This is a genomic window from Micromonospora sp. NPDC023956 (genome assembly GCF_040639195.1).
In the GTDB taxonomy this organism is placed as follows: domain Bacteria; phylum Actinomycetota; class Actinomycetes; order Mycobacteriales; family Micromonosporaceae; genus Micromonospora.
The window spans coordinates 481,396-504,669 of sequence record NZ_JBEZZN010000001.1 but is presented as its reverse complement, the minus strand read 5'-3'; the positions used below and the strand labels follow the sequence as shown (position 1 = coordinate 504,669).

Sequence of the window (23,274 nt, the reverse complement as noted above, 5' to 3'; positions counted from 1 at the left end):
ACCCTGCGCAGCAACCGCCTCTCGTTTCCCTGCGCCCGAGTCGAAGCTCCACCAGCTTAGACATCGCGGGGCGTCTGACGAGCACTCGTGTCTGTCGTCTGTCGTCAGCTGCGCTGGCCCGCCCTTCGTGATGTCCGAGCAAGCTACCCAGGTCGGTACGGATGTCCTGCCCGGCGGGTGCGCCGCGCGTGTCCGGTCCGTGCCGCCGACGATCCGCTCCGTGGCTCGAGAAGTGGTCGAGGGGGACCGGTTCGCCGCGACATCGGCGCGCACCGTCCTTGTCCCTCTGTGATCGATCCATTACGTTCGATCTATGTCGAGCGCGGTGAAGACCGGTACGAGACCCCAGACGCTCCGCGCGGTGTCGCTCGCGGTCCTCCTGGCGCTGACCGGCGGTGCCAGTGCCTGCGCGCCGGCCGGCACGGAGGACGACGGCCAGACGGTCACCGTCGGCCTCTCCGCCGCGTTCAGCGGCAAGTCCGCCTACTACGGCCAGGACGCCGAGAAGGGCATCGCGCTGGCCATCGAGCACCTCGGGCAGAGCATGCCCGAGGTCACCTTCCGCCTGGTCACCGCCGACGACGAATGCTCGCCCCAGGGCGGTGCCGCCGCCTTCCGCAAACTGGCGGACGTGGACGGGGTGGACGCCATCCTGGGGTCGCCCTGCTCCTCCGGCACCCTCGGCGGCATGCCGACCCTGGCCAGGAGCAAGACCCCGGCGGTGACCTTCGGCTCCACCAACGCCAAGATCAGCCAACAGTCCGGGGTGGGCGGCAACCCGTACATGTGGCGAATGAACATCGACGACTCCATCATGGGGAGGTACTGGACCCGGTACATCGCCGACGCCGGCCGCAAGCGCGCCGCGATCCTGGCCGCCAACAACGACTTCGGTCGCGGGGCCGTCGACCTGTACCGCAAGCTGTTGCCCGAGGCGGGGGTAGAACTCGTCGCCACCGAGTTCTACGACCTCGGCGCCAGCGACCTGCGGGCCCAGTTGGCGAAGGTGCGCGCCGCGGACCCGGACGCGTTCGTCACCTTCGCCGAGCCACCCGACTGTGCCCAACTGCTGCGCCAGATGCGCGAGACGGGCATGACCGTCCCGGTCTACGGGCGCGGCGGTTGCGCCACCGCGGAGGGGATCCGGCTCACCGGTGACCCCACCCTGGCCGAGGGCGTCCAGGAGGCCACCTACTGGACGGCCACCGACGCGCAACGGCCACTGCTCGACGGGTACCGGGCCCGGTACGGCCAGGAGGTGCCGCCGTACAACGCCGCGCTGGCGTACTACGGCATGCTGACCCTCGCCGAGGCGGTCCGGCACGGCGGGACGGACCGGGCGGGCATCCTGGCCGGGCTGGCGAAGGTGGACTTCACCACCGGCATCGGGCCGGTCAGGTTCGACGACCACCACCAGGCCCACCCGAACATGTTCATCCTCAGGGTCGAGGGCGGGAAGATCAGGGTTCTCGACGTCGTCGACACGAGCCGGTGAACGGCGCCGACGGTGAGCGGGCTCCTCGACCAACTCGTCAACGGCCTGACGCTCGGTTCGCAGTACGCCCTCGTGGCGGCCGGGCTGGCGCTCGTCTTCGGCGTCCTGGAGATCGTCAACTTCGCGCACGGTGAGCTGGTGATGGTCGGCGCGTACCTGCTGTACGCGGGCTCCGCGTACCTGGGTCTGCCGTATCCGGTCGCCGCGCTCGCCACGGTGGTGGGGATGGTGGTCGTCGGGATCGCGTTCTACCTGGCCGTGGTGCACCGGATCCTGCACCGGGGCTGGCAGGTCCAGCTCGTCGCCACGCTCGCCGTGTCGATCGTCCTGGTCAACCTGGCGATCGTGGTCGGTGGTTCGCTGCCCAGGACCGTCTACAGCGAGCAGAGCCTGCGCACCGTGGAGCTGGCCGGGACCCCCGTCGCGGTGCAACGGCTGGTCGTGCTCGGCGCCACCGCGGCAACCTTCGGTGCGCTCGCGGTGTTCCTGCACCGCACCCGGACCGGCCGGGCGATGCGGGCACTCGCCCAGAACCGTGAGGCCGCCGTGGTGGTGGGCCTGCCGGCCGCGCGGATCGGGCTGGTGACCGTGGCGATCGCCGCCGCCCTGGCGGGCGTCGCCGCGGCCACCATCACCCCGCTGTACAGCGCCGCACCGACGATGGGGACGCTGCTGGCCGTCAAGGCGTTCGCCGCCGTCATCCTCGGCGGCTTCGGCAACGTCGGCGGCGCGGTGGTCGGCGGCTTCGTCCTCGGCGTGAGCGAGGCGCTGGCCATCGGCTACATCTCCAGCGCGTACGCCGACGTGGTCGTCTTCTCCGTCATGATCGCGGTCCTGCTGGTCCGTCCGCACGGGCTGTTCGGACGGGTGGTGCGGGCGTGACCGCGAGCGGTACGGCCCGCACCGCGCCGCCCGGTCGCGGTCGCGTCGAGCCCGTGGTCTGGTCGCTCGGGGCACTCCTCGCGGTGGTGCTGCCGCTGGTGCTCCCGGTGCCGTACTACCTCTCGACCGCGATCACCGCCCTCATGTTCGTCGCCCTGGCGGTCTCCTTCGACCTGGTGGTCGGCCGGATCGGCGCGCTCAGCCTGTGTCAGCCGGTCTTCTTCGGCTTCGGCTCGTACGCGGCGGCGATCCTGAGCACCCGGTACGGCTGGTCGTTCGGGGCGACCCTGGTCGTCGCCGCGCTGGCCGCCGTCGGCGTGGCGCTGGCCATCGGCGTCCCGTCGTTCCGCCTGTCGCTGCACGCCTTCGCGATCGCCACCCTCGGCTTCGCGACCATCGCGGCGCTGCTGGCCCGGAACTGGGTCGGCCTCACCGGCGGTCCGCTGTGCACCACCGGCGTACCCGCGATGACCCTCTTCGGTGGCGAACTCACCTCGTTGGCCGCGCAGTACTACGTCGTGCTGGGGCTCGCGGCGCTCACCGTCGGGGTCGCCTTCGGTGTCTCCCGCAGCCGGCTCGGCCTCGCCCTCACGGCGGTCCGGGACGATCCGGTGCTGGCCGCCGCCCGGGGACTGTCGCCGACCGCGTTCCGGCTCACCGCCTTCGGCCTCTCGGCCGCCCTCTCGGCGACGGTGGGGGTCTTCAACGCGTACTTCCAGTCGGTGGTGTGTCCGGAGAACCTGGACCCGTCCTACACCACCGCGCTGTTGATCATGGTGTTCATCGGCGGGCGGGGCAGCCTGCGCGGCGTGGTGTCGGCGGCGCTGCTGTTCACCGTGCTGCCGCAGGTGCTGCACCTCGCCGAGGAGTGGCGGATGGTCATCTACGGACTGATCCTGCTCGGGGTGGTCATCGCCGTCCCCGACGGGCTGGAACGGGCGTTCCGGGCGGCCGGCCGGGTCCGGCACCGGCCACCCCCGCCGGCGGCGACCCCACCCGCGACGCCCGAGACGGTGCCCCGGTGAGCGGCGGGGACCTGGCGGTGCGCGGGCTCCGCAAGGCGTACGCCGGGGTGCGCGCCCTGGACGACGTGTCGGTAGCGGTTCCCGCCGGCGAGGTCGTCGGCCTCATCGGCCCCAACGGGTCGGGCAAGACCACCCTGATCGACTGCGTCACCGGCCTCCAGCGGCCGGACACCGGCACGGTCGCGCTCGACGGCCGCGACGTCACCGGGTGGCGGTCCGACCGCCTGGCCCATCACGGGCTGGTCCGGACGTTCCAGCAGGTACGCACGTTCGAGTCGCTGTCCGTCCGGCACAACCTCCGGGTCGCGGCCCTCGGCCGCCGGTCGCGTTCGCGGCGGCTGGCCGATCTGGTCCGACCCGACCGCGAGGACCGCGCGCTGCGGGCCCGACTCGACGAACTGGTCGACACCTTCGCGCTCGGCCCGGTCGCCGACCGGCCCGCCGGGCAGCTCTCGTACGGGCAGCGCAAGCTGGTCGAGTTCGCCGCCGCCTGCGTGCTGCCGCCCCGCGTGCTGCTGCTCGACGAGCCGGTGGCGGCGGTCAACCCGACCCTCGGCAACCTGATCCGGGGCCTGATCCGGGAGCTCAACGCCGCCGGCACCACGATCCTCCTGGTCGAACACAACATCGAGATGGTGGTCGACCTCTGCCACCGGGTGATCGTGCTGGACCGGGGCCGAACCCTGGCGCAGGGGAGACCCGGCGAGGTCATCGCCCGCGACGACGTCCAGGAGGCCTACCTTGGCCGCTGACCTCCCGTCGACGCCGCTGCTGACCCTGCGCGACGTGCACGCCGGGTACCAGGACGTGGAGATCCTGCGCGGCATCGACCTGGACCTGCGTCGCGGCGAGACGGTCTGCGTCGTCGGTGCCAACGGAGCCGGCAAGTCCACCCTGCTCAGGACTGTGTTCGGCATGGTGGCGACGCGCCGTGGGTCGATCCGGGTCGACGGCGTCGAGGTGAGCCGTGAGCCACCCCGGGCCCGGCTGGCCCGAGGGGTCGTCCTCGTGCCGCAGGGGCGGTGCAACTTCCCCCGGATGAGCGTCGAGGAGAACCTGCGGATGGGCGGCTACACGCTGCCCCGGCGCGCGGTCGCGGCCGGCATCGACCGGGCGTACCAGACCTTTCCGGTGCTCCGTGAGCGGCGCGGCCAGGCGGCCGGCAACCTCTCCGGCGGCGAGCAGCAGCTCCTGGAGATGGCGATGGCGCTGATGCTCGACCCGACGGTGGTGCTGATCGACGAACCGTCGTTGGGTCTCTCGCCCCGGATGCGGCACCTGGTCTTCGCCGCGCTTCACGGGCTGGCCGCGCATCAGGTGGGCGTGCTGCTGGTCGAGCAGAACGCGGTACAGGCACTCCGGGTCGCCGACCGTGGCCTGGTGGTCGAACTGGGCCGGGTGACGAAGTCGGGGACCGGGCCGGAGATGCTCGACGATCCCGACGTTCGACGGGCCTACCTGGGCCTGCCTGCCTGAGCGACAGGCCGTGACGCCTCAAATTCATCGAGTGACATCTATGGTCTTGTCTGCTCGGGGGTGGTAAGAATCTTGCAGGACCGCTTCCCCCTTTGGCAATTTTCCCCAAGTGAGGCTCCGATGCGGACAAGAAGGATCATGGCCAGCCTCGCGGCGGTCATCCTCGGCTCGACGGCTCTGGTCACCCCGACCTGGGCGGCCCCGCCGGACGAACGAACCGTCAGCTACCGGGGTTACCAGGTGACGGTCCCGGCGGACTGGCGGGTCGTCGACCTGGCCGAGGACCCGCACGCCTGCGTCCGGTTCGACCGGCCCACGGTCTACCTGGGCCGCCCCGGCGACGAGCCCTGGTGCCCGCCGGACCTGGTCGGTCGGACGGCGGGGCTGGTCATCGAGCCGCTCGACGCCGGCACCGCCGAGCGGATCGCCGGGGACGCCGCCGTCACCGCCGCCGGCAGGGCGACCGTGGACACCCTGGCGTCCCGCGACGGCACCATGCGGGTCGCGGTCCGCGACGCGGGCGTGCTCGTCACGGCCGAGCACACGCCGGACACCGAAGCGACGGTACGCCGGATCCTCGCCTCCGCCAGCCTCGGGCGAGGTGCCGTCCCGGTCTCCCCGGACGCCCTCCGCGCCTCGGCACCCGCCACGGTCACGCCCGCGGCCAACACCCCGCAGCCGGGGACCTACACCGGCAAGGGCTTCGACACCTGCACCGCCCCGTCCCAGTCGACGATGGACACCTGGCGCGCCAGCTCGCCGTACCGCGCGGTGGGCATCTACATCAGCGGCGCCAGCCGTTCGTGCACCCAGGCGAACCTGACCGCGACCTGGGTGGCCAACCAGATCAGCCGGGGCTGGCACCTGATCCCGATCGAGCTCGACAACCAGGCGCCGTGCGGCACCCGTACGCCGAAGATGTCCTACGACCCGGCCACCGCCCGGTCCCAGGGGGCCACCCGCGCGACCAGCGCGGTGAACGCGGCCAAGGCGCTGGGCCTGCCCGCGGGCAGCGCGATCTACAACGACATCGAGCACTATCCGTCGAGTGCGTCGTGCACGGCCGCCGTGCTGTCCTACCTCTCCGGCTGGACCGAGCGGCTCCACGCGCTCGGCTACCTCTCCGGCATGTACTCCAGCGGTTCCTCCGGCGTCAAGGACCTGTGCAACGCCTACAACGACAGCCGCTACACCCGGGTCGACCACCTCTTCTTCGGCTGGTGGAACGGGGTGGCCGACACCGACGCGGGCACCTACTGCCCGGACGGGTACTACGCCAACCGTCAGCGCATCCACCAGTACACCGGTGACACCAACGAGACCTGGGGCGGCGTGCGGATCTACATCGACCGCGACTTCCTCGACGTCTCGACCACGCCCTCCGAGCCGCCGCCGGGGTTCACCGTCACGGTCGACAACACCACCCCGGGACGGTTCACGGCGAGCGCGAGCTGGGGCACCTCCACCTACTCCAGCCAACGGGTCGGCCCCGACTACCGCTTCGCCGACCCCGTCTCCGCCAGCGACGTCGCCTGGTACAAGGCGAACCTCCCCGCGACGGGCACCTACGAGGTCTCCGTCTGGTACCCCGCCACCTCCGGCTACAACGACTCGACCCCCTACGTCGTGGCCACCACCACTGGCAACCAGACCGTGCGGGTCAACCAGCGGGTCAACGGTGGACGGTGGGTCTCGCTCGGCGTGTTCACGCTGGCGGCCGGGGACGGGGACAAGGTGGGCGTGAGCCGGTGGACCACCGGCACCGGCTACGTGATCGCCGACGCGGTCCGGATCAGCCGGGTCTGAACAGGCGGGGGTCGGCTGCACAGGCGCCACGCAGCCGGCCCCCCGGGCTGACCGTCGTGCCGGCCATCCGCGCCGGAGCCGGGGTGGAGCCGGGTCGCGGCCACCGGACCGGTCAGTGCGCCTCCAGCTCGCGCTTCAACCGGTCGAGGGTCTTCCGCATCCCGTCCCGGTTGACCACCGGACGCTGGTTCGCGGCCCGGCCGGTGAAGACCCGGCCGAGCAGGTGCGCCGCGCCGTTACGGCGGTCCTGCCAGTACTCCGTCACCCGGGTGCCGCCGTCGGTGGCCGCGAACCGGTATCCCCAGCGGGCCACCGGCTGACCGAACGTGGTGACCTCGAAGGCGAACTCCTCGCCCGGCGTGGCGGTGACGACCCGGCAGGTGGTGAACCAGAGGAACGGACCCCGACGGTTCCAGCCGACGAAGCGGTCGGGCCGACCGCCCCCGCGTCGGGTGACCCAGACCGCGAAACACTCCGGGCTCCACCGGGCCATCCGCCGGACGTCGGCGACGGCCGCGTAGACCTGCTGCGCCGGTGCCGCGACGATGATCCGTTCGGCGATCTCCGGGCCCTGGCCGGTCGACTGAGGCGTCACCGGGCCAGCATAGGCGTCACTCGTCGCGCCAGGGAAGGTAGCCCGGCAGGTCCGTGCTGACCCGGCCGGGGAACGCGGGGCCGCGCCGTTGCCGGAAGGAGGCGAACCCCTCCCGGGCGTCGGGACTGTCCACCGCGTCGGCCGCGAGCCGGGAGTCCAAGCGGTGCACCGGGTACGGCGAGTCCAGCGCACTCATCCGGTAGAGCATCTGCCGGATGACCGCGACGGAGACCGGGGCGGTCGTGGCGATGAGGGTCCGGGCGAGCTGCTGCGCCTTCTCCAGCAGCTGCTCCGGCTCGTGGACACTGTGCACCAGACCGGCGGTGAGCGCCTCGGCGGCGTCGAAGGCCCGCCCACTGACCATCCAGTCCAGAGCGGTGCCCATCCCGACCAGACGGGGGAGGAACCAGGCGGACGCGCCCTCGGCGTAGATGCCGCGTCGGCTGAACACGTACCCGAAGCGCGCGTCGGTGGCCGCGAGGCGGTAGTCGGCCGGCAGGATGATGGTCGCGCCGGCACCGACGGCCGCGCCCCGGACGGCGGCGATGACCGGCTTGTTCATCGCGAAGATCCGCATCGAGCAGCGGCCGGCGGGCTCCGCCCAGGCGGCGTCGGGATCGTCCGGCGTGTCCAGTTCCGACGTGGACAGATCGAGCCCGGCGCAGAAGTGCTCACCCGCCCCGGTGAGGATGACCACCCGCACGTCGTCGTCGTGGTCGGCACGGTCGAACGCGTGGGCGAGTTCGTCGGCCATCCGCACCGTGTAGCCGTTGCGCTCCTCCGGGCGGTTCAGCGAGATCGTGGCAATCCGGTCGGCAACGGCATAGGTGATCTCGCGATACGCGTCCACGTGGGCACCTTAGATCAACATCAGTTGACGCGGCAATCCTCCGGCTCCGCCGCCGGGCCGACCGTCCGGCCACGAGCCGTCGTCCGGCCCGCCCTTGATCGGCTGCCGCCCGTCGGGCACACTTCCGCGGTGTCCTCCAGTGTCTTCGACCTGTACCGCCGACACCTGGGTGAGGGGCAGGGTCGGGTCGCGGCCATGCTCAACACGCCACTGGAAGTCGGCGCCACGGGCGCGGTCGTGCAGACCGCCGACGGTCGCCAGTTGCTGAACTGCGCCGGCTACGGCGTCTTCCTCGTCGGCGCCGGGCACCCGACCGTGCTCGCGGCGGTGCACGAGCAGTTGGACCGGCAGGCGCTGTCCACCCGGGTCCTGCTGAACGAACCCGCGGCGCGGGCCGCCGAGGCGCTGACCTCCGTCGCGCCCGAGGGTCTGGACAAGGTGCACTTCTCCACCTCGGGCGCGGAGGCGGTGGAGACCGCGATCAAGATCGCGCGGGTGAACGGGCGGCGTCGGCTGGTCTCCATGCACAGCGGATACCACGGCAAGACCACCGGGGCGCTGTCGCTCACCGCGCGGTCGCTGTACCAGGATCCCTTCCGGCCCCTGCTGCCGGAGGTGGTCCACGTCCGTTTCGGTGACCTGACGGAGTTGGCCGCCGTCGTCGACCGGGACGTCTGCGTGGTGGTGGAACCGGTGCAGAGCGAGGGCGGGGTGATCATCCCGGAGCCCGGCTACCTCCGGGCGGTCGAGGCGCTCTGCCGGGACCGGGGCGCGATGCTCGTCCTCGACGAGGTGATGACCGGACTCGGACGTCTCGGTACCTGGTGGGGAGCGGACCGCGACGGTGTGCGGCCGGACATCCTGCTGGTCGGCAAGGCGCTCAGCGGCGGCCTGGTGCCGGTCGCGGCGACCCTGGCGACCGCGGCGGCCTTCGCGCCGCTGGACAAGGACCCCTACCTGCACACCTCCACCTTCTCCGCCGCCCCCATCGCGATGGCCGCGGTCCGGGCGACGGTCGGGGTGATCCGGGACGAGAACCTGGTCGACCGCGCGGGCGCGCTGGGCGCGCGGCTGCTGACGGCGTTGACCGGGGCGGCGAGCGTCATCGGACACCTGGTGGCCGAGGTCCGTGGGGTCGGACTGCTCATCGGCGTCGAGTTCCGGACCGGTCACCACGCCGCGGAGTTCCTGATGGACCTGCTCGACAACGACGTGCTGGTCAACCACTCGATGAACGCGCACCCGGTGCTCCGGCTGACCCCACCGGCGACCATGACGGCGGACGAGGAGGCCCGGCTGGTCGCCTCGTTCGGACGGGCCTGTGCCGCCCTGGCCGCACGCTTCCCCGCCGCGACGACCGGTGCCACGGCATGACGGGACGTACCGTCCTGGTCACCGGCGCCAGCGGCGTCGTGGGTACCGCCGTGCTGGCCGAGCTGTCCGGGTACGACGTGATCGCCGGGGTGTTCCGGCGGCTGCCGGCCGGCTCGGACCGGGTCGTCCGCCTGGACCTGCACGCCCCCTCGTTGGGGCTCGATCCCCGCGCCTACCGCGAGCTGTGCGCGGAGGTCGACGTGGTGATCCACTCGGCCGCCATCGTGAACTTCTCCGCCGACCAGGCCGAGGTCGACCGGCTGAACATCGAGGGTCTCGGCCGGGTGATCGAGTTCGCCGCCGAGGCGGACGCCCTCCTGGTCCACGTGAGCACCGCGTACGTGTCCCGGTACGGCCGGACCGGTGGCGGTGACCGGCTGGGCACGGAGAAGGTGGCGGCCCGGACGGACGAGTACGTGCGGTCGAAGTACCTCGGCGAGCAACTGGTCCGGGACAGCGGGATCGACGCGGTGATCGTCCGTCCGGCGATCGTCATGGGTGACTCCCGGACCGGCGTCATCCGGCAGAAGCAGGGCGTGCACCTGCTCGCCGAGTACCTGCTGACCGGGAAGCTGCCGTTCATTCCCGCCCATCCCGGCACCTTCTTCGACCTCGTACCGCAGGACATGGTCGCCCGGGGGATCCGCGCGGTACTCGACGCCGACCTGCGCGAGGGCGAGTTCTGGTTGACGGCGGGGCCGGCGGGCCTACGGGTGGAGCGCTACCTCGAACTGGTCACGCAGGTCGGTCTGGAGAGCGGGATCGACATGCCCACGCCCCGACTGGCGGATCCGTCGATCGTGGACCGGTTGGTCCGGCCCGCGTTCGCGGACGTGCTCGCCGCCGAGGACCTGGCCCGGTTGGACGGCGTGGTGGCGGTCTGCGGACTGGTCATCATCCCCGAGTTGCTGCCCACGTCGTTCGGGACGATTCCCGGCGGACCGGAGGCGATGACCGCCGCGCAGGTCGAGGACGCGTGGCGGGTTTCCCTGCACCATCTTGTCCAGGGGCTGACGTGACGATCGTCAACCCGAGCTGAGGAGACCACCTGATGGAGTGCTCGGTCGTCGTGCACGCCCTGCTGCCCGGGGCGGACGTCACGGAGTCGTTCGACCGGTTGGCCGACTTCGCCGCCTACCCGAACTTCACCGACACGGTCCGGACCGTCGGCGTGACCCAGGTCAGCCCGACCGAGGTGACCTCGACGTGGGAGGTGAACTTCCGCAAGGGGATCCTGGTCTGGACCGAACGGGACGAGATCGACCCGGTCGAGCGGCGGATCACCTTCGACCAGTTGAGCGGCGACTTCGCGATGTTCACCGGCTCGTGGCTGGTCGTCGAGGTCGGCGACGACGTGCGGGTGGAGTTCGCGTCCCGGTTCGACCTCGGCATCGCCTCGCTGGCCAGCCTGATCGACCCGGTGGCGTGCGCGGCCCTGCGGGACGCGGTCCGGGACATCCTGCTCGGGTTGTTCGGCGCCGACATCGAGGTCCGCGCGGTGGAGGCCGCCCCGCTGGCCTGAGCGGGGCACCCACCGATGCCGCCCGGCGGAGAGGGCCGGCGTCCCGGCCGGCGCGGGACCGCCGGCCCCCGCCGACCGTCCCCCGCGCCGGTCCGGCCGGCTGACCCCGCGCCGGTCCGGCTGCGGAGCACCTAGTCGAGCAGGTCGAAGAAGTCGTCCTTCGCCGCGTCGACCTTGTCCGAACCGGCGGCCACGGTCGACACCAGTCGACCGAGGGCGTCGGTGAGCCGCTTGCGGGCCACCCCGTCCAGGGTGAGGCTCGCCAGGTCGGACTCCAGGCGGGTCAGGTCCTCCAGCACGCCGAGCGCGGTGGTCGCCCGCTCGGGCAGCAGCTCGCCCCGCAGGTACCCGACCAGCTCGCGCACGTTCGGATAGTCGAGGACCAACGTCGCCGGCAGCGTGAGCCCGGTCGCGGTGGCCAGGCGGTTGCGCAACTCCACCGCGGTCAGCGAGTCGAACCCGAGGTCCGGCAGCGACCGCGAGCTGTCCAGGTCGTCGCCGGACGAGTGGCCGAGGACCCGGGCGATCTCGGCGAGCACCACCTCCCGCAGCACCCGGTCCTGGTCGGCGGCGGGCAGCCCGGACAGGGTGCGGGCGAGGTCCGAGCCGTCCGGCCGAGCCCCGCCACCGGCCGAGCCGGGTCCGCCCCGGTCGGCCGGGAGGTCCGCGACGGCGACCCCGGCGCCGGGCCGGTCAGCCGTGGCCAGCAGACCGTGCAGGACGGCCGGCACCGTCCGTCGGTCGTGCCGGCCCAGCAACGCGGTGTCGACCTCGGCGAGGACCCGGGTCGGCGGATCCGCGTCGAGGGCGTCGGTCAGCAGGTCCAGCCCGCGCTGCACCGGCAGCGGCAGCAGCCCGATCTCCCGCATCCGACGCAGTCCGGCGGCGCTCACCTGGTCGGCCATGCCGTCGGTCAGCTCCCACAGTCCCCAGGCCAGGGACTGCGCCGGCAGCCCCTGCGTGCGCCGGTGCTGGGCGAGGGCGTCGAGGTAGGCGTTGGCCGCCGCGTAACCCGACTGGCCGGGCGACCCGAGCAGCCCGGCGGCGGACGAGAACAGGACGAACGCCGCCAGGTCGTGCTCCCTGGTCTGCTCGTGCAACTGTCGTGCGCCGTCCGCCTTCGGCCGCAGCACCGCGGCCACCCGCTGCGCCGTCTGCGACTCGACCACGCCGTCGTCGAGCACACCCGCCAGGTGCAGCACCGCGGTGAGCGGATGCTCGGCGGGCACGGACCCGAGCACGTCGGCCAGGGCGGCCGGGTCGGCGACGTCGCACGCCACCACGCGCACCGACTCGGCACCCGCCTTCTCCAGCTCGCCGACCAGGTCGGCGGTACCGGGGGCATCGGGCCCCCGCCGGGAGGTGAGCACCAGGTGCCGGGCCCGGCCCCGCTCGACCAGGTGTCGGACCACGAGGTGACCGAGGGCGCCGGTCGCGCCGGTGACCAGGACGGTGCCGTCCGGGTTCCACGGACGCGGTCCCGGACCGTCGGCGACCCGTGCGGGCGAGGTGCCGGAGCCGGCCGCCGGTCGCAGCCGGGGCACCAGCAGGACGCCCGCGTCGAGGGCGACCTGCGGCTCACCACTGGCACCCGCGGTGGCCAGCGCCGACCGGGACTGCGGTGCGTCGTCCGAGTCGACCAGGACGAACCGGCCGGGATGTTCCGACTGCGCCGACCTCAGCAGCCCCCACGCCGCCGCCTGGGCGAGGTCCCGAGGGGAGTCACCGACCGCCCCCCGGGTCACCACCGCCAACCGGGCGGCGGCGTACCGGGGCTCGGCCAGCCAGCGGTGGACCAGGTGCAGCGCCGCCGAGACCACGTCGTGCGGTTCGGCACCACCCGCCGGGAGTTCGGCGAAGACCACGTCGGGAACCCGTTCGGAGGCTGCCAGCTCGTCGAGCCACACCACCGGGGCTGCGGACCGGGCCGGGTCCACCGGCTCCCACCGCAGCTCGTACGACCCGCCCGTCGTACCGGCGGTGGGCGCGGCGGCGAGCCGGTCGGCGGCGACCGGCCGCAGCGCGACCTGCCGGACGGAGGCGACCGGCGCGCCCGAGGGGTCGGCGAGGACGACGGCGACGCCGTCCGCGACGCGGGTCAGCCGGACCCGCACCGTCGTGGCGTCCGGCGCGTGCACCTGGAGGCCGGTCCAGCTGAACGGCAGTGCGATCGTGCCGTCCGGGCCGCCGTCGGGGAGCAGACCGAGCGCGTGCAGCGACGCGTCGAGCAGGGCCGGGTGCAGCGCGAACGGTTCGTCCGTGCCGGTCGCCCCGGCGGGTAGCGTCACGTCGGCGAAGACCTCGTCGCCCCGCCGCCACGCCCGCCCGAGGCCCCGGAACGCCGGACCGTAGTCGTAGCCGACGGCGCGCAGGCGGTCGTAGAGCCCCTCGGTGTCCAGCGGCGTCGCTCCCGGCGGCGGCCAGATCCGCAGCCGGGTGGCGTCACTGGTCCGCACCGGGGCGACCGCTCCGGTGGCGTGCGCGGTCCACGGCCCGTCCGGGCGGCGGGCGTGGATCGTCAGCGGGCGCGTCCCGCCGCTCTCCGGTTCGGCGAGGACCACCCGGGTCTCGACGACACCGGCCTCCGGAAGCACCAGCGGGGTCTGCAACAGCAGTTCGACCACCTCGGGGCAGCCGGCGTGGTCGCCGGCCCGTGCCGCCAGTTCCGCCAGCAGCGCACCCGGTACCACGACGGTGCCCCCGACCCGGTGGTCGGCGAGCCACGGCTGCGCGGCGATCGACAGCTCACCGGTCAGCAGCAGCCCGCCGCGACCCGACGCGGCCGGCACCTCGACCGGTTCCCCCAGCAGCGGCCGGACCGACGGGGTGAGCCAGTACCGCCGGCGCTGGAACGGATAGGTGGGCAGCTCCACGTGCGGTGCGGTCCCACCGACCACCGTGGCCCAGTCGACGTCCACGCCCCGGACGAACAGGTGGGCCAGCGCCTCCCGGACCGATGCGGCCTCGTCCCGGCCGGTCCGCAGCAGCGGCACGGCGACCGTGCGATCCCCGGCGGCGTCGCGGCCCTCGACGCAGTCGAGCACCATGGCGGACGACACCCCGCCCGGTCCGACCTCCAGGAACCGGGTGAACCCCTGCTCGTGGAGCCCGGCCACGCTCTGCGCGAACCGCACCGGCTGCCGCACGTGCCGGCTCCAGTGCCCGGGGGTGATCGCCTCGACCGTCCGTCCCGTCTCGTTGGCGACCAGGGCGATCTCCAGCGGCCGGTGGACGAGTCCCGCCTCCAGCTCGCCGAACTCCGCCAGCATCGGGTCCATCAGGGCGCAGTGGAAGGCGTGACTGACCCGCAGCCGGCTGGTCTTGCGGCCCCGGGCGGCGAACGCGTCGGCCACCTGCTGGACCGCGTCCTGCGGGCCGGCGACCACGACCGAGGACGGGCCGTTGACCGCGGCGATACCGACCCCCGGTGCGGAGTCGGCGAGCAGCGGCTCCACCTCGTCCGGGGTGGCCTGGATCGCCACCATCGCGCCACCGGCGGGCAGCGCCTGCATCAACCGGCCCCGGGTGACGACGAGCCGGGCGGCGTCGTCCAGCGACAGCGCACCGGCCACGTGCGCGGCGGCGATCTCCCCGACCGAGTGGCCGAGGACGGCGTCCGGCCGGACCCCCCAGTGCCGCAGCAGGTGGTACAGCGCCACCTCCACGGCGAACAGGGCCGGCTGGGTGTACCCGGTCCGGTCCAGCAGCTCCGGGTCGTCGAGGACCGTCCGGAGGGGACGGTCCAGGTGCTTGTCCAGGGCGGCACAGACCTCGTCGAAGGCTGCGGCGAACCGGGGTTCCGCCGCCGCCAGATCCCGTCCCGTCCCCGGTCGCTGCGACCCCTGCCCGGAGAAGACCAGGGCCAGCCTGCCCTCGGTTGCCGTACCGGTCACCACCGTCGCGGTGTCCCGCCCGGCGGCGAGCGCGGCGAGGCCGTCCCGGTCGAGGACCACGGCGCGCTGCTCGAAGCGGGTACGCGTGGCGGCGGCCGCCGCCGCCACGCCGAACGGCAGCTCCGGGTGGGCGGAGAGGAAGGTGTCGAGCTGTCCGGCCTGCGCCCGCAGGGCGGCCACGGTCCGCGCGGAGACCACCAGCGGCCCCGCCGCCGGCTCTCCGCCGGCCTGCCCGGTCGGTTGCTCCGGCGGCGCCTCCTCCAGGATCACGTGCGCGTTGGTGCCGCTGATCCCGAACGACGAGACTGCCGCGCGGCGCGGTTCGGTCCCGGCCGGCCAGGGCTGTTCCTCGGTGAGCAGCCGCAGCGGGCCGGCCGACCAGTCCACGTACGGGGTCGGCTCGTCGACGTGCAGCGTGCGGGGCAGCCGGCCGTGTCGCAGCGCGAGCACCATCTTGATCACACCGGCCACGCCGGCCGCCGCCTGGGTGTGGCCGATGTTGGACTTGACCGACCCGAGCCAGAGGGCGTCCTGTCGCCCGGCGCCGTACGCCGCGAGCAGCGCCTCGGCCTCGATCGGGTCCCCCAACCGGGTCCCGGTGCCGTGTGCCTCGACCGCGTCCACGTCGGACGGCGCGAGCCCCGCGTCGGCGAGGGCGTCGGCGATCAGCCGCTGCTGGGACGGTCCGTTGGGCGCGGTCAGTCCGTTGGACGCCCCGTCGGAGTTGACCGCGCTGCCCCGCAGGATCGCCAGGACACGGCGACCGTTGCGGCGGGCGTCGGCGAGGCGTTCGAGGACCAGCACCCCGGCGCCCTCGGCCCATCCGGTCCCGTCGGCCGCCGCGGCGAACGACCGGCACCGCCCGTCGGGGGAGAGCCCGCGCTGGCGGCTGAACTCGGTGAAGACCAGCGGTGTCCCGAGCACGGTCACCCCGCCGGCCAGCGCGAGGGTGCACTCGCCGGCGCGCAGCGACCGGGCCGCCAGGTGCAGCGCGACCAGTGACGACGAACAGGCGGTGTCCACCGACAGCGACGGCCCCTCCAGGCCGAGGGTGTACGACACCCGGCCGGAGACGACGCTGGACGCGTTGCCGGCCAGCAGGAAGCCGCCGACCTCGGGCGGGACGGCACCGAGGCGCGGCGCGTAGTCGTTGCCGATGACCCCGGTGAACACACCGGTGCGGCTGCCCCGCAGGGCGCGCGGGTCGACGCCGGCCCGCTCCAGCGCCTCCCAGGAGATCTCCAGCATCAACCGCTGCTGCGGGTCGGTGGCCAGGGCCTCCCGTGGCGACAGGCCGAAGAACCCGGCGTCGAAGTCACCCGCGTCGTGCAGGAATCCGCCGTGCCGGGCGTACGTGGAGCCGGGATGGTCCGGGTCGGGGTGGAACACGTCCGGGTCCCAGCCCCGGTCGGTGGGGAACGGCCCGATCCGGTCGCGGCCGTCGAGAAGGTCGGCCCAGAACGCGTCCGGAGTGGACACCCCGCCCGGGAAGCGGCAGGCCATCGCCACGATGGCGACGGGATCGTCCGCCACCCGCGCGGCACCGGCCGGATCCCCGCCCCCCGGGCGGGACAGGTCGGTGGTCCCGGCTCCTCCGGTCGGGCCGCCGGCCCGCTCCGCCAGGTACCCGGCGAGGGCGGACGGGTTGGGGTGGTCGAAGGCGAGCGTGCCGGAGAGCGAGAGCCCACTGGCGTCGGACAGTCTCTCGGCCAGTTCGAGCGCGCTCAGCGAGTCGAAGCCCAGGTCGGCGAAGGCCCCGTCGGCCGGCACGTCGGCACGGGAGCGGCCGAGCACGGCCGCCGCCTCGGTGCGGACGACGTCCAGCCACCACTGCTTGTCGGGGTCACCCACCGGTCGCCACCTCTCCGCGCACGTCACCCGGCACCCACCCACCGAGCGGCGCCCCATCCTCCATCGGGGGCGGCGATCGGCACAACTGGCGACCGCCGGCAATCCCATCTCGGTCGCCTATGGTCACCGTCGGTACGGCTGACCTATCCTGTGGCCCATGATCCAGGCGCGACCGTCATGAGTCGTTTCGTCGACACCGTGGTCGACACCGCCGCCCGCTCGCCGCGTGGCATGGTCACCGGTGCGCCGCACCATCCGGTGCGGCGGAGCTGGGGCGAACTGCACGCCGCCGCGCGGCGCACCGCGGCGGCCTTGGTCGAGGGTGGACTCCGTGCCCGTGAGGCGGTCGCGGTCCTGGCCGGCGACCCCGGCCAGGTCGCGCAGGTCGCCCAGGGAGTCTGGTTGGCCGGCGGCAGCGTGACCATGTTGCACCAGCCCACCGCGCGCACCGACCTGGCTGTCTGGCGGGACGACACGCTGCGTGTCCTCCGTATGATCGACGCGCGCCTGGTGCTGGTGGGCGCCCCGTTCGAGGCGATGGCCGAGGTGCTCCGCGAGCAGGGCATCGCCCACCGGATCATCGCTGACCTCGACAGCGACCGGGAGTTCACCGTCGTGCCGGCCGCCGAGGACGACACCGCGCTACTCCAGTTGACCAGTGGCTCGACCGCCGAGCCGAAGGCGGTCCAGATCACCCACCGCAACCTCCGTGCGAACCTCGTCGACACCGTGGCCAGTCTGGAGTGCGGCGATTCCGACGTGGTGGTGAGCTGGCTGCCGCTCTTCCACGACATGGGCATGGTCGGCTGCCTGCTGCTCCCGATGTTCAGCGGCGCCGAGCTGGTCAGTGTCACTCCTGCGGAGTTCCTCGGCCGTCCGCTGGTGTGGGCCGAGCTGATGAGCCGGTACGGCGGCACGATCACGGCCGCGCCGAACTTCGCCTACGCGATCCTGACCCGGCAGCTCGCCCGCGCCGAGGCCGGTTCGCTCGACCTGTCGCGGATGAAGTCCGCGTGCAACGGCGCGGAGCCGATCGACCCGTCGACGGTGGAGGCGTTCGTCGCGGCGGGTTCGCGGTTCGGTCTGCGCCCCGAGGGGATCAACTGCTGCTACGGCGCGGCGGAGAGCGCCCTGGTGGTCTCGCTGTCGGCCCTGTCCGACCCGATGCTCCTCGACACCGTCGACGCCCTGGAGCTGGAGAAGAACCGGCGCGCGGTTCCGGTACGCGAGGGGCAGGTCAGCGGGGTCCGCCGGCTGCCGCTGCTCGGTGTCGCCGCGCCGAGTGTCGCCGTCCGCGTGGTCGACGACTCCGGCGCCGAGTTGGGTGACCGGGAGGTCGGCCGGCTGCAACTGCGCGGGGACTCGGTCACCCGGGGCTACCTCACCGAGCAGGGGCCGATCACCGCCCTGGACGACGACGGCTGGCTGGACATCGGCGACGAGGGTTACCTGGTCGACGGCCAGATCGTCGTCTGCGGGCGGGAGAAGGACGTCATCATCATGGGCGGCCGGAACATCTACCCGACCGACATCGAACGCGCGGCCGCCTCGGTCGACGGCGTCCGGAACGGCAACGTCGCCGCGGTGCGGCTGATGGCCGGCGACGGCGTGGCACGGGAGTCGTTCGCGGTGCTGGTCGAGTCGCGGCGCGCCGGTGACCCGGACGCCGAGAAGGCGCTGCGCGACGCCGTCGTCCACCGGGTCGTCGCCGACGTCGACGCCCGTCCCGCGTCGGTCGTCGTGCTGCCGCCGGGTTCCCTGCCGAAGACGCCGTCGGGCAAGCTGCGTCGTGCGGCGGCCCGCGCCCTCGTTCCGGGCTGACCACCACCACCCGACCGTCCCGCCGCTGGAGGAACCCCGATGCGATCACTTGACCAGGCGCGCGCCCTGTGCGAGTCCTACCTGCCGGGGTTGATCGACGGGCTGTCGGCGCTCCCGTTCGAGCAGCGGGAGGCGTCCGGGGGCGCCACCCTGCCGGTGTTCCGGTCCAGCCGGGGTCCGGGCCTGGTGATCCCGAAGGACTACGGCGGGCTCGGCGCCACCCCGCTGGACGCGGTACGGATCCTGCGCGCGATCGGCGCCCACGCGCCGTCGCTGGCGGTCGGGACCACGATGCACCACTTCTCGGTGGCGACGCTGTTCACCTTCGCGGAGAGCATCAAGAACTCCGGCATGGAGTGGGCGCTGCTGGAGGCGATCACCAGCCGCAACCTGCTGGTTTCGTCCGGGTTCGCCGAGGGGCGCCCGGCCCAGGGGATCCTCGCCCCCACGATGACGGCGACCCCGGCCCCGGGTGGTTACCGGATCAACGGAACCAAGAAGCCGTGCAGCCTGAGCCACTCGATGGACCTGCTCACCGCGAGCGTGGCGGTGCCGGGGCCGGACGGCGAACCACAGACCGCGTTCCTGCTTATGCCGGCCACGCTGCGCGGCATCACGCGGCACCCGTTCTGGGGCAGCAGCGTGCTCGCCGGCGCGGAGAGCGACGAGGTCCGGCTGACCGACGTCTACATCGAGGAGGAGTTGGTCATCCCGACCGAGAACGGTCCGGACGGGATGCTCGACGACCTGCAGACCACCGGCTTCATCTGGTTCGAGCTGCTGATCACGGCCTCGTACCTGGGGATGGCGAGCGCGCTCGTGGAACGTGCCCTGGCCGCCCGCCGTGGCGCGGTCACCGACCGGGCCGCCCTGGGCACCCGGTTGGAGACGGCGACGCAGCTGCTCGAGGGTGCGGCCCGCGCCATGATGGCCGGTGAGACGGACAACGACGCGCTGGCCCGCGTGCTGATGGCCCGCTACGGTGCGCAGGACGCCATCGCCGACGCCGCCCGGCAGGCGGTCGAGATGCTCGGCGGGATGGCGTTCATCGGCTCTCCCGACGTGGCCTACCTGATCGCGGCGTGCCAGTGCGTCGCGTTCCATCCGCCGTCGCGGGGCAGCGTCGCGGCGGCGATGGTCGACTACCTCGACGGGAGCGGTCCGTTCCTGATGTCCGACGCCGGTCCGACCGCCGCCGCGCCGTCCGCGCAGCCACCTCCCGCGCCGGCTCCGCAGCCGCACCCCGTCTCGCCCCCCGCACCGGTCCGCGCGCCGCAGCCGGTGCCGGCCGCCGTTTCGGAGCCCGCCCGGACGCCGAGCGCCGGGTCCGCCCCGGTCGCCGTCCCGGCCGGGTCCGCCCCGCCCGCCGCGTCGACGGCGCCCGCCACCACGGCCGTCCCGGCCGGGTCCGCCCCGGTCGCCCGGCCCGCCTCGCTCGCGCGTCCCACGACCCCGTACGTCGTCGCCCAGGCCGAGACGCCCCGCGTCGCCGGAGGGTCGACGATGACGGCGGACGACGCCGCCGACTGGGACAACGCGACCTCCCTGTTCGACGGGGCGGAGGGGCTGCGGCTCACCCCGCGCGACTGCGACCTGCGGTACTGGTTCGCCAACGTTCCCCAGCGGACACTGCGCGGCAACATCGTCGGCTACGCACCGGGGCTGGAGACCCCGGACTTCCTCCGCGAGTCGGGCCCCCTGCGGGACGCGCTCGTCCAGGAGGTCGCGTTCCGGGCACTGGCCGAGGAACGGGCCGCCCGCGCGATCGGGTACATCGTGGCGTGCGCGCCGGACTCCACGACGGCGGAGTTCTACGCCACGCAGCTCATGGACGAGACCCGGCACGCCATGATCTTCCGTAACCACCTGCGCAACCTCGGCGTGGACGAGCACGACGTCGCGGACGTCATCGCCCAGCAGACCGCGGCCGACAAGGCCGGCATCCTCGACCCGCTGGAGGAACTCGGGATGCCGATCGTGCGGGACCAGCAGGACTTCCTCGGTGGCGTGGTGCTGCTGACGATCCTGGTGGAGGGGTTCCTCGCCCCGTCGTTCGAGCTCAGCGAACGCAAGTGGCGCCCGCTCGACCCCCGGATGGCGGACATGGAGAAGGGCGCCGGCATCGACGAGGTACGCCACCTGGCCGTCGGCACCTCGATCATCCGCGAGCACCTGCAACAGCACCCCGACGAGAAGGAACGACTGGTCGAGCTGATCCGGGGCGGCATGCGGCTCTGGGAGCAGCTGCCCGTGGCCGACCAGCTCAACCGCTGGGAGAACTGGTTCCAGGAGGGCATCGCGCCGCACCTGGAGATGATCGGTGACTACGAGATCTGGGACGGACGCCGGCTGGTCGACACCACCCCGGAGGAGCGGATCCAGAAGGCGCTGGAGGTCACCAGCACGGTGCACTCCACCCGGCTCACCGACATGGGCCTCGGCCGGGCGCTGATCTTCTGACCGGGTCGTCCGGGTGGGCGGGCGGCTGCCGGCCCACCCGGACCCCGGACGACGGGGGAGGGGGACCGTCGCTCAGTCGGCCGGGCCACCCTCGCGGATGCCCCACCGGTGGTACAGCGGTCGCAGGGGCCCCGGCACCCACCAGTTGAGCCGGCCGAGCAGCCGCATGGTGGCGGGCATCAGCAGCGCCCGCACGATGGTGGCGTCGACGACGACGGCGATGGCCAACCCGACACCGATGATCTTCACGACCAGCACGCTCGACGTCGCGAACGACACGATCACCACCACCAGCAGCAGGGCCGCGCTGGTGATGATCCGCCCGGAGCGTTGCAGCCCGACCGCGACCGCCTCGGTGTTGTCGCCCACCAGGTCGTAGTGCTCGCGGATGCGGGAGAGCAGGAACACCTCGTAGTCCATCGACAGGCCGAACGCGACCGCGAAGATCAGGATGGGTTGCACCACGTCGATGTTGCCGGTGGAGGTGAACCGGAGCAGCCCGTCGAGGTGGCCGTCCTGGAAGATCCAGACCACCGCGCCGAAGGCCGCGGTCAGGCTCAGCACGTTCATCAGGATCGCCTTGACCGGCAGCACCAGGGAACCGAAGGAGAGGAACAGCAGCCCGAACGTGGTGACCAGGACCAGCAGCGCCATCCACGGCAGACGGGACGTGAGCATGTCCATCAGGTCGGCGAAGCCGGCGGCGTCGCCCCCGACCAGCACGGTGGCGCCACCGGGCGGTTCGACGGCACGCACCGCGTCGACCAGCTCCCGTCCCTGCGCGGAGATCGGCTCCACGTCGAACCGGACGGTGACCCGCGCGGTGTCGGCGGCCAGGCCGGTGACGTCCGCCTGTCGTACCTCGGGCAGGGCGGCCACCCGGTCCAGGTAGGCGGCGAGTTCCGCCCGGCCGGTGGGCTCGGCCGCCGGGCCGTCCAGCGTGACGATGGCGTCGATCGGCCGGGTGACGCTGTCCGGGAACGACTCCTCCAGGGTGTCCTGCACCTGCCGGCTCTCCGCCGTCGCGGGCAGTACCCGGGTGTCCAGCCAGCCGTAGGAGATGCGCAGGAACGGCAGGCCGAGGAGCACCAGGACGGCGATGACCGCGCCGGCGACCAGTACCGGTCGGCGCATCACCGTCCGCGCGATCCGCGCCCACGCGCCGGAGTCCGGGTCGGCGCCGGCCGGTCGGCGTCGACGTTCCCGCAGCCGGGGACCGAGCAGGGCGAGCATCGCGGCCATCACGGTCAACGAGAAGAACCCGGCCAGCAGGACCGCCACGACCCCGCCGACCGCGATGGAGCGCAGGAAGACCTGGGGGAAGACGGCCAGGCTGGCCAGGGCGAGCGCGACGGTCACCGCGGACACGACGATCGTCCGACCGGCGGTGGCCATGGTCCGCCGCAGGGCCTGCGGCACCGGATGGCCCGCGCCGAGTTCCTCCCGGAACCGGCTGACCATGAACAGGCTGTAGTCGACGGCCAGCCCGAGGCCGAGCAGGGTGACCACGTTCACGGCGAAGATCGAGACGTCGGTGACCTGCGCCAGCAGTCGGAGACCGGCCAACGAGCCCACGATCGCCAGCACGCCGACCAGCACCGGCAGCAGCGCCGCCAGCAGGTTGCGGAAGATGAGGACCAGCAGCAGGAAGAGGACCGGCAGGGCCAGCGCCTCGGCGCGGGTCAGGTCCGCCTTGCTCTGCGTGTTGACGTCGTCCACCAGCGCCAGCGGGCCCCCGACCGTCACGTCGAGATCCGGGCTGGTCAGGCTGTCCCGGACGGCCAGGTAGTTGGTGAGCCGGTCGTTCTCGGTGGCCCCGGCGACCTGCACCGCCGCGAACGTCTCCCGCCGGTCGGTGCTGACCAGGGCGGCCTCGTTGGTCCGCCAGTAGTCCGCCACACCTTCGATCGTGTCGGCCGGGAGCCGGTCGAGGACCTGCCGGACGGCGTCGCGGTACGCGGGATCCTCGACCGTCCACCGGTCGCTGCCGAACAGCACGACGACGTCCGCGTCGTTGCGCCCGAGCCGGTCCCGTTCGACCTCCTCGGCGCGGGAACTCTCGCTCGCCGCGTAGGTGAAGCCGCCGGCGGCCAGGTCGTCGAAGGCGTTGGCGCCCCAGGCGCCGGCCGCGGCCAGGAACACCACGGCCCCGGCGATCACCCACCAGCGCGCCCGGTGTGCGAGCCGGCCGAGGACGTCCAACATCGTGGTTTCCTTTCACCCG

At 73.1% G+C, this 23,274-nt stretch carries 15 protein-coding genes; 11 read left to right on the top strand and 4 right to left on the bottom strand.

Features of this window, described 5'->3' with window-relative positions; translation table 11 throughout:
- The first annotated feature begins 313 nt into the window (after positions 1–313).
- The 6 genes from AB0F58_RS01260 to AB0F58_RS01235 all read left to right on the top strand — a co-directional run bounded on the left by AB0F58_RS01260 (position 314) and on the right by AB0F58_RS01235 (position 6,684).
- Positions 314–1,495: an ABC transporter substrate-binding protein gene (locus AB0F58_RS01260; protein ID WP_357136206.1), complete on the top strand. Its 1,182-nt coding sequence runs from the start codon at positions 314–316 to the stop codon at positions 1,493–1,495.
- A 12-nt stretch (positions 1,496–1,507) separates the two neighbouring features.
- Positions 1,508–2,377 carry a branched-chain amino acid ABC transporter permease gene (locus AB0F58_RS01255; RefSeq protein WP_357136203.1) on the top strand — a complete coding sequence of 290 codons (870 nt, stop codon included), beginning with the start codon at positions 1,508–1,510 and terminating at the stop codon, positions 2,375–2,377.
- A complete protein-coding gene (locus AB0F58_RS01250) occupies positions 2,374–3,402 on the top strand; it encodes a branched-chain amino acid ABC transporter permease (protein WP_357136200.1) in 1,029 nt (342 codons plus the stop codon). Before AB0F58_RS01255 ends, AB0F58_RS01250 begins: the two co-directional genes overlap by 4 nt.
- Positions 3,399–4,154 (top strand): ABC transporter ATP-binding protein, encoded by a 756-nt coding sequence (locus AB0F58_RS01245; protein ID WP_357136197.1) that lies wholly within the window; start codon positions 3,399–3,401, stop codon positions 4,152–4,154. Before AB0F58_RS01250 ends, AB0F58_RS01245 begins: the two co-directional genes overlap by 4 nt.
- Positions 4,144–4,878 carry an ABC transporter ATP-binding protein gene (locus tag AB0F58_RS01240; protein WP_357136194.1) on the top strand — a complete coding sequence of 245 codons (735 nt, stop codon included), beginning with the start codon at positions 4,144–4,146 and terminating at the stop codon, positions 4,876–4,878. Before AB0F58_RS01245 ends, AB0F58_RS01240 begins: the two co-directional genes overlap by 11 nt.
- A 138-nt stretch (positions 4,879–5,016) precedes the next feature.
- Positions 5,017–6,684, top strand: coding sequence for a glycoside hydrolase domain-containing protein (locus AB0F58_RS01235; protein WP_357136191.1), 1,668 nt, complete (start codon positions 5,017–5,019; stop codon positions 6,682–6,684).
- A gap of 112 nt (positions 6,685–6,796) precedes the next feature.
- On the opposite strand, the gene AB0F58_RS01230 is transcribed toward AB0F58_RS01235, so the two are convergent.
- Entirely contained in the window at positions 6,797–7,279 is a 483-nt protein-coding gene (locus AB0F58_RS01230; protein WP_357136189.1) for an SRPBCC family protein, read from the bottom strand.
- Positions 7,280–7,295: 16 nt separating this feature from the next.
- Complete coding sequence (locus AB0F58_RS01225; protein WP_357136186.1) at positions 7,296–8,129, bottom strand: enoyl-CoA hydratase-related protein; 834 nt, start codon at positions 8,127–8,129, stop codon at positions 7,296–7,298.
- A 129-nt stretch (positions 8,130–8,258) separates the two neighbouring features.
- Between AB0F58_RS01225 and AB0F58_RS01220 the strand changes: the two genes are divergently transcribed.
- The 3 genes from AB0F58_RS01220 to AB0F58_RS01210 are packed head-to-tail and all read left to right on the top strand — an operon-like array spanning position 8,259 to position 11,025.
- Entirely contained in the window at positions 8,259–9,503 is a 1,245-nt protein-coding gene (locus AB0F58_RS01220; protein WP_357136183.1) for an aminotransferase class III-fold pyridoxal phosphate-dependent enzyme, read from the top strand.
- Complete coding sequence (locus AB0F58_RS01215) at positions 9,500–10,522, top strand: SDR family oxidoreductase (RefSeq protein WP_357136180.1); 1,023 nt, start codon at positions 9,500–9,502, stop codon at positions 10,520–10,522. The genes AB0F58_RS01220 and AB0F58_RS01215 overlap by 4 nt, the downstream gene beginning before the upstream one ends.
- Before the next feature lie 32 nt (positions 10,523–10,554).
- On the top strand, positions 10,555–11,025 hold the full coding sequence (locus tag AB0F58_RS01210) for an SRPBCC family protein (RefSeq protein ID WP_357136177.1): 471 nt from the start codon (positions 10,555–10,557) through the stop codon (positions 11,023–11,025).
- A gap of 131 nt (positions 11,026–11,156) precedes the next feature.
- On the opposite strand, the gene AB0F58_RS01205 is transcribed toward AB0F58_RS01210, so the two are convergent.
- Entirely contained in the window at positions 11,157–16,769 is a 5,613-nt protein-coding gene (locus AB0F58_RS01205) for a type I polyketide synthase (RefSeq protein WP_357136174.1), read from the bottom strand.
- Positions 16,770–16,946: 177 nt separating this feature from the next.
- Here AB0F58_RS01205 and AB0F58_RS01200 point away from each other — a divergent pair, with 177 nt between their 5' ends.
- Both AB0F58_RS01200 and AB0F58_RS01195 read left to right on the top strand, forming a co-directional pair.
- Positions 16,947–18,590, top strand: coding sequence for a fatty acyl-AMP ligase (locus AB0F58_RS01200; RefSeq protein ID WP_357136171.1), 1,644 nt, complete (start codon positions 16,947–16,949; stop codon positions 18,588–18,590).
- Between the two features lie 39 nt (positions 18,591–18,629).
- On the top strand, positions 18,630–21,050 hold the full coding sequence (locus AB0F58_RS01195; RefSeq protein ID WP_357136169.1) for a hypothetical protein: 2,421 nt from the start codon (positions 18,630–18,632) through the stop codon (positions 21,048–21,050).
- Between the two features lie 72 nt (positions 21,051–21,122).
- Here the strand turns inward: AB0F58_RS01195 and AB0F58_RS01190 are convergent, their stop codons facing one another.
- A complete protein-coding gene (locus AB0F58_RS01190) occupies positions 21,123–23,255 on the bottom strand; it encodes an MMPL family transporter (RefSeq protein WP_357136166.1) in 2,133 nt (710 codons plus the stop codon).
- Between the last annotated feature and the right edge of the window lie 19 nt (positions 23,256–23,274).

Coding starts and splice junctions, on each gene's coding strand:
- AB0F58_RS01215 (WP_357136180.1), top strand. CDS start 9,500: ATGACGGGACGTACCGTCCTGGTCACCGGCGCCAGCGGCGTCGTGGGT.
- AB0F58_RS01235 (WP_357136191.1), top strand. CDS start 5,017: ATGGCCAGCCTCGCGGCGGTCATCCTCGGCTCGACGGCTCTGGTCACC.
- AB0F58_RS01210 (WP_357136177.1), top strand. CDS start 10,555: ATGGAGTGCTCGGTCGTCGTGCACGCCCTGCTGCCCGGGGCGGACGTC.
- AB0F58_RS01195 (WP_357136169.1), top strand. CDS start 18,630: ATGCGATCACTTGACCAGGCGCGCGCCCTGTGCGAGTCCTACCTGCCG.
- AB0F58_RS01200 (WP_357136171.1), top strand. CDS start 16,947: ATGAGTCGTTTCGTCGACACCGTGGTCGACACCGCCGCCCGCTCGCCG.
- AB0F58_RS01260 (WP_357136206.1), top strand. CDS start 314: ATGTCGAGCGCGGTGAAGACCGGTACGAGACCCCAGACGCTCCGCGCG.
- AB0F58_RS01190 (WP_357136166.1), bottom strand. CDS start 23,255: ATGTTGGACGTCCTCGGCCGGCTCGCACACCGGGCGCGCTGGTGGGTG.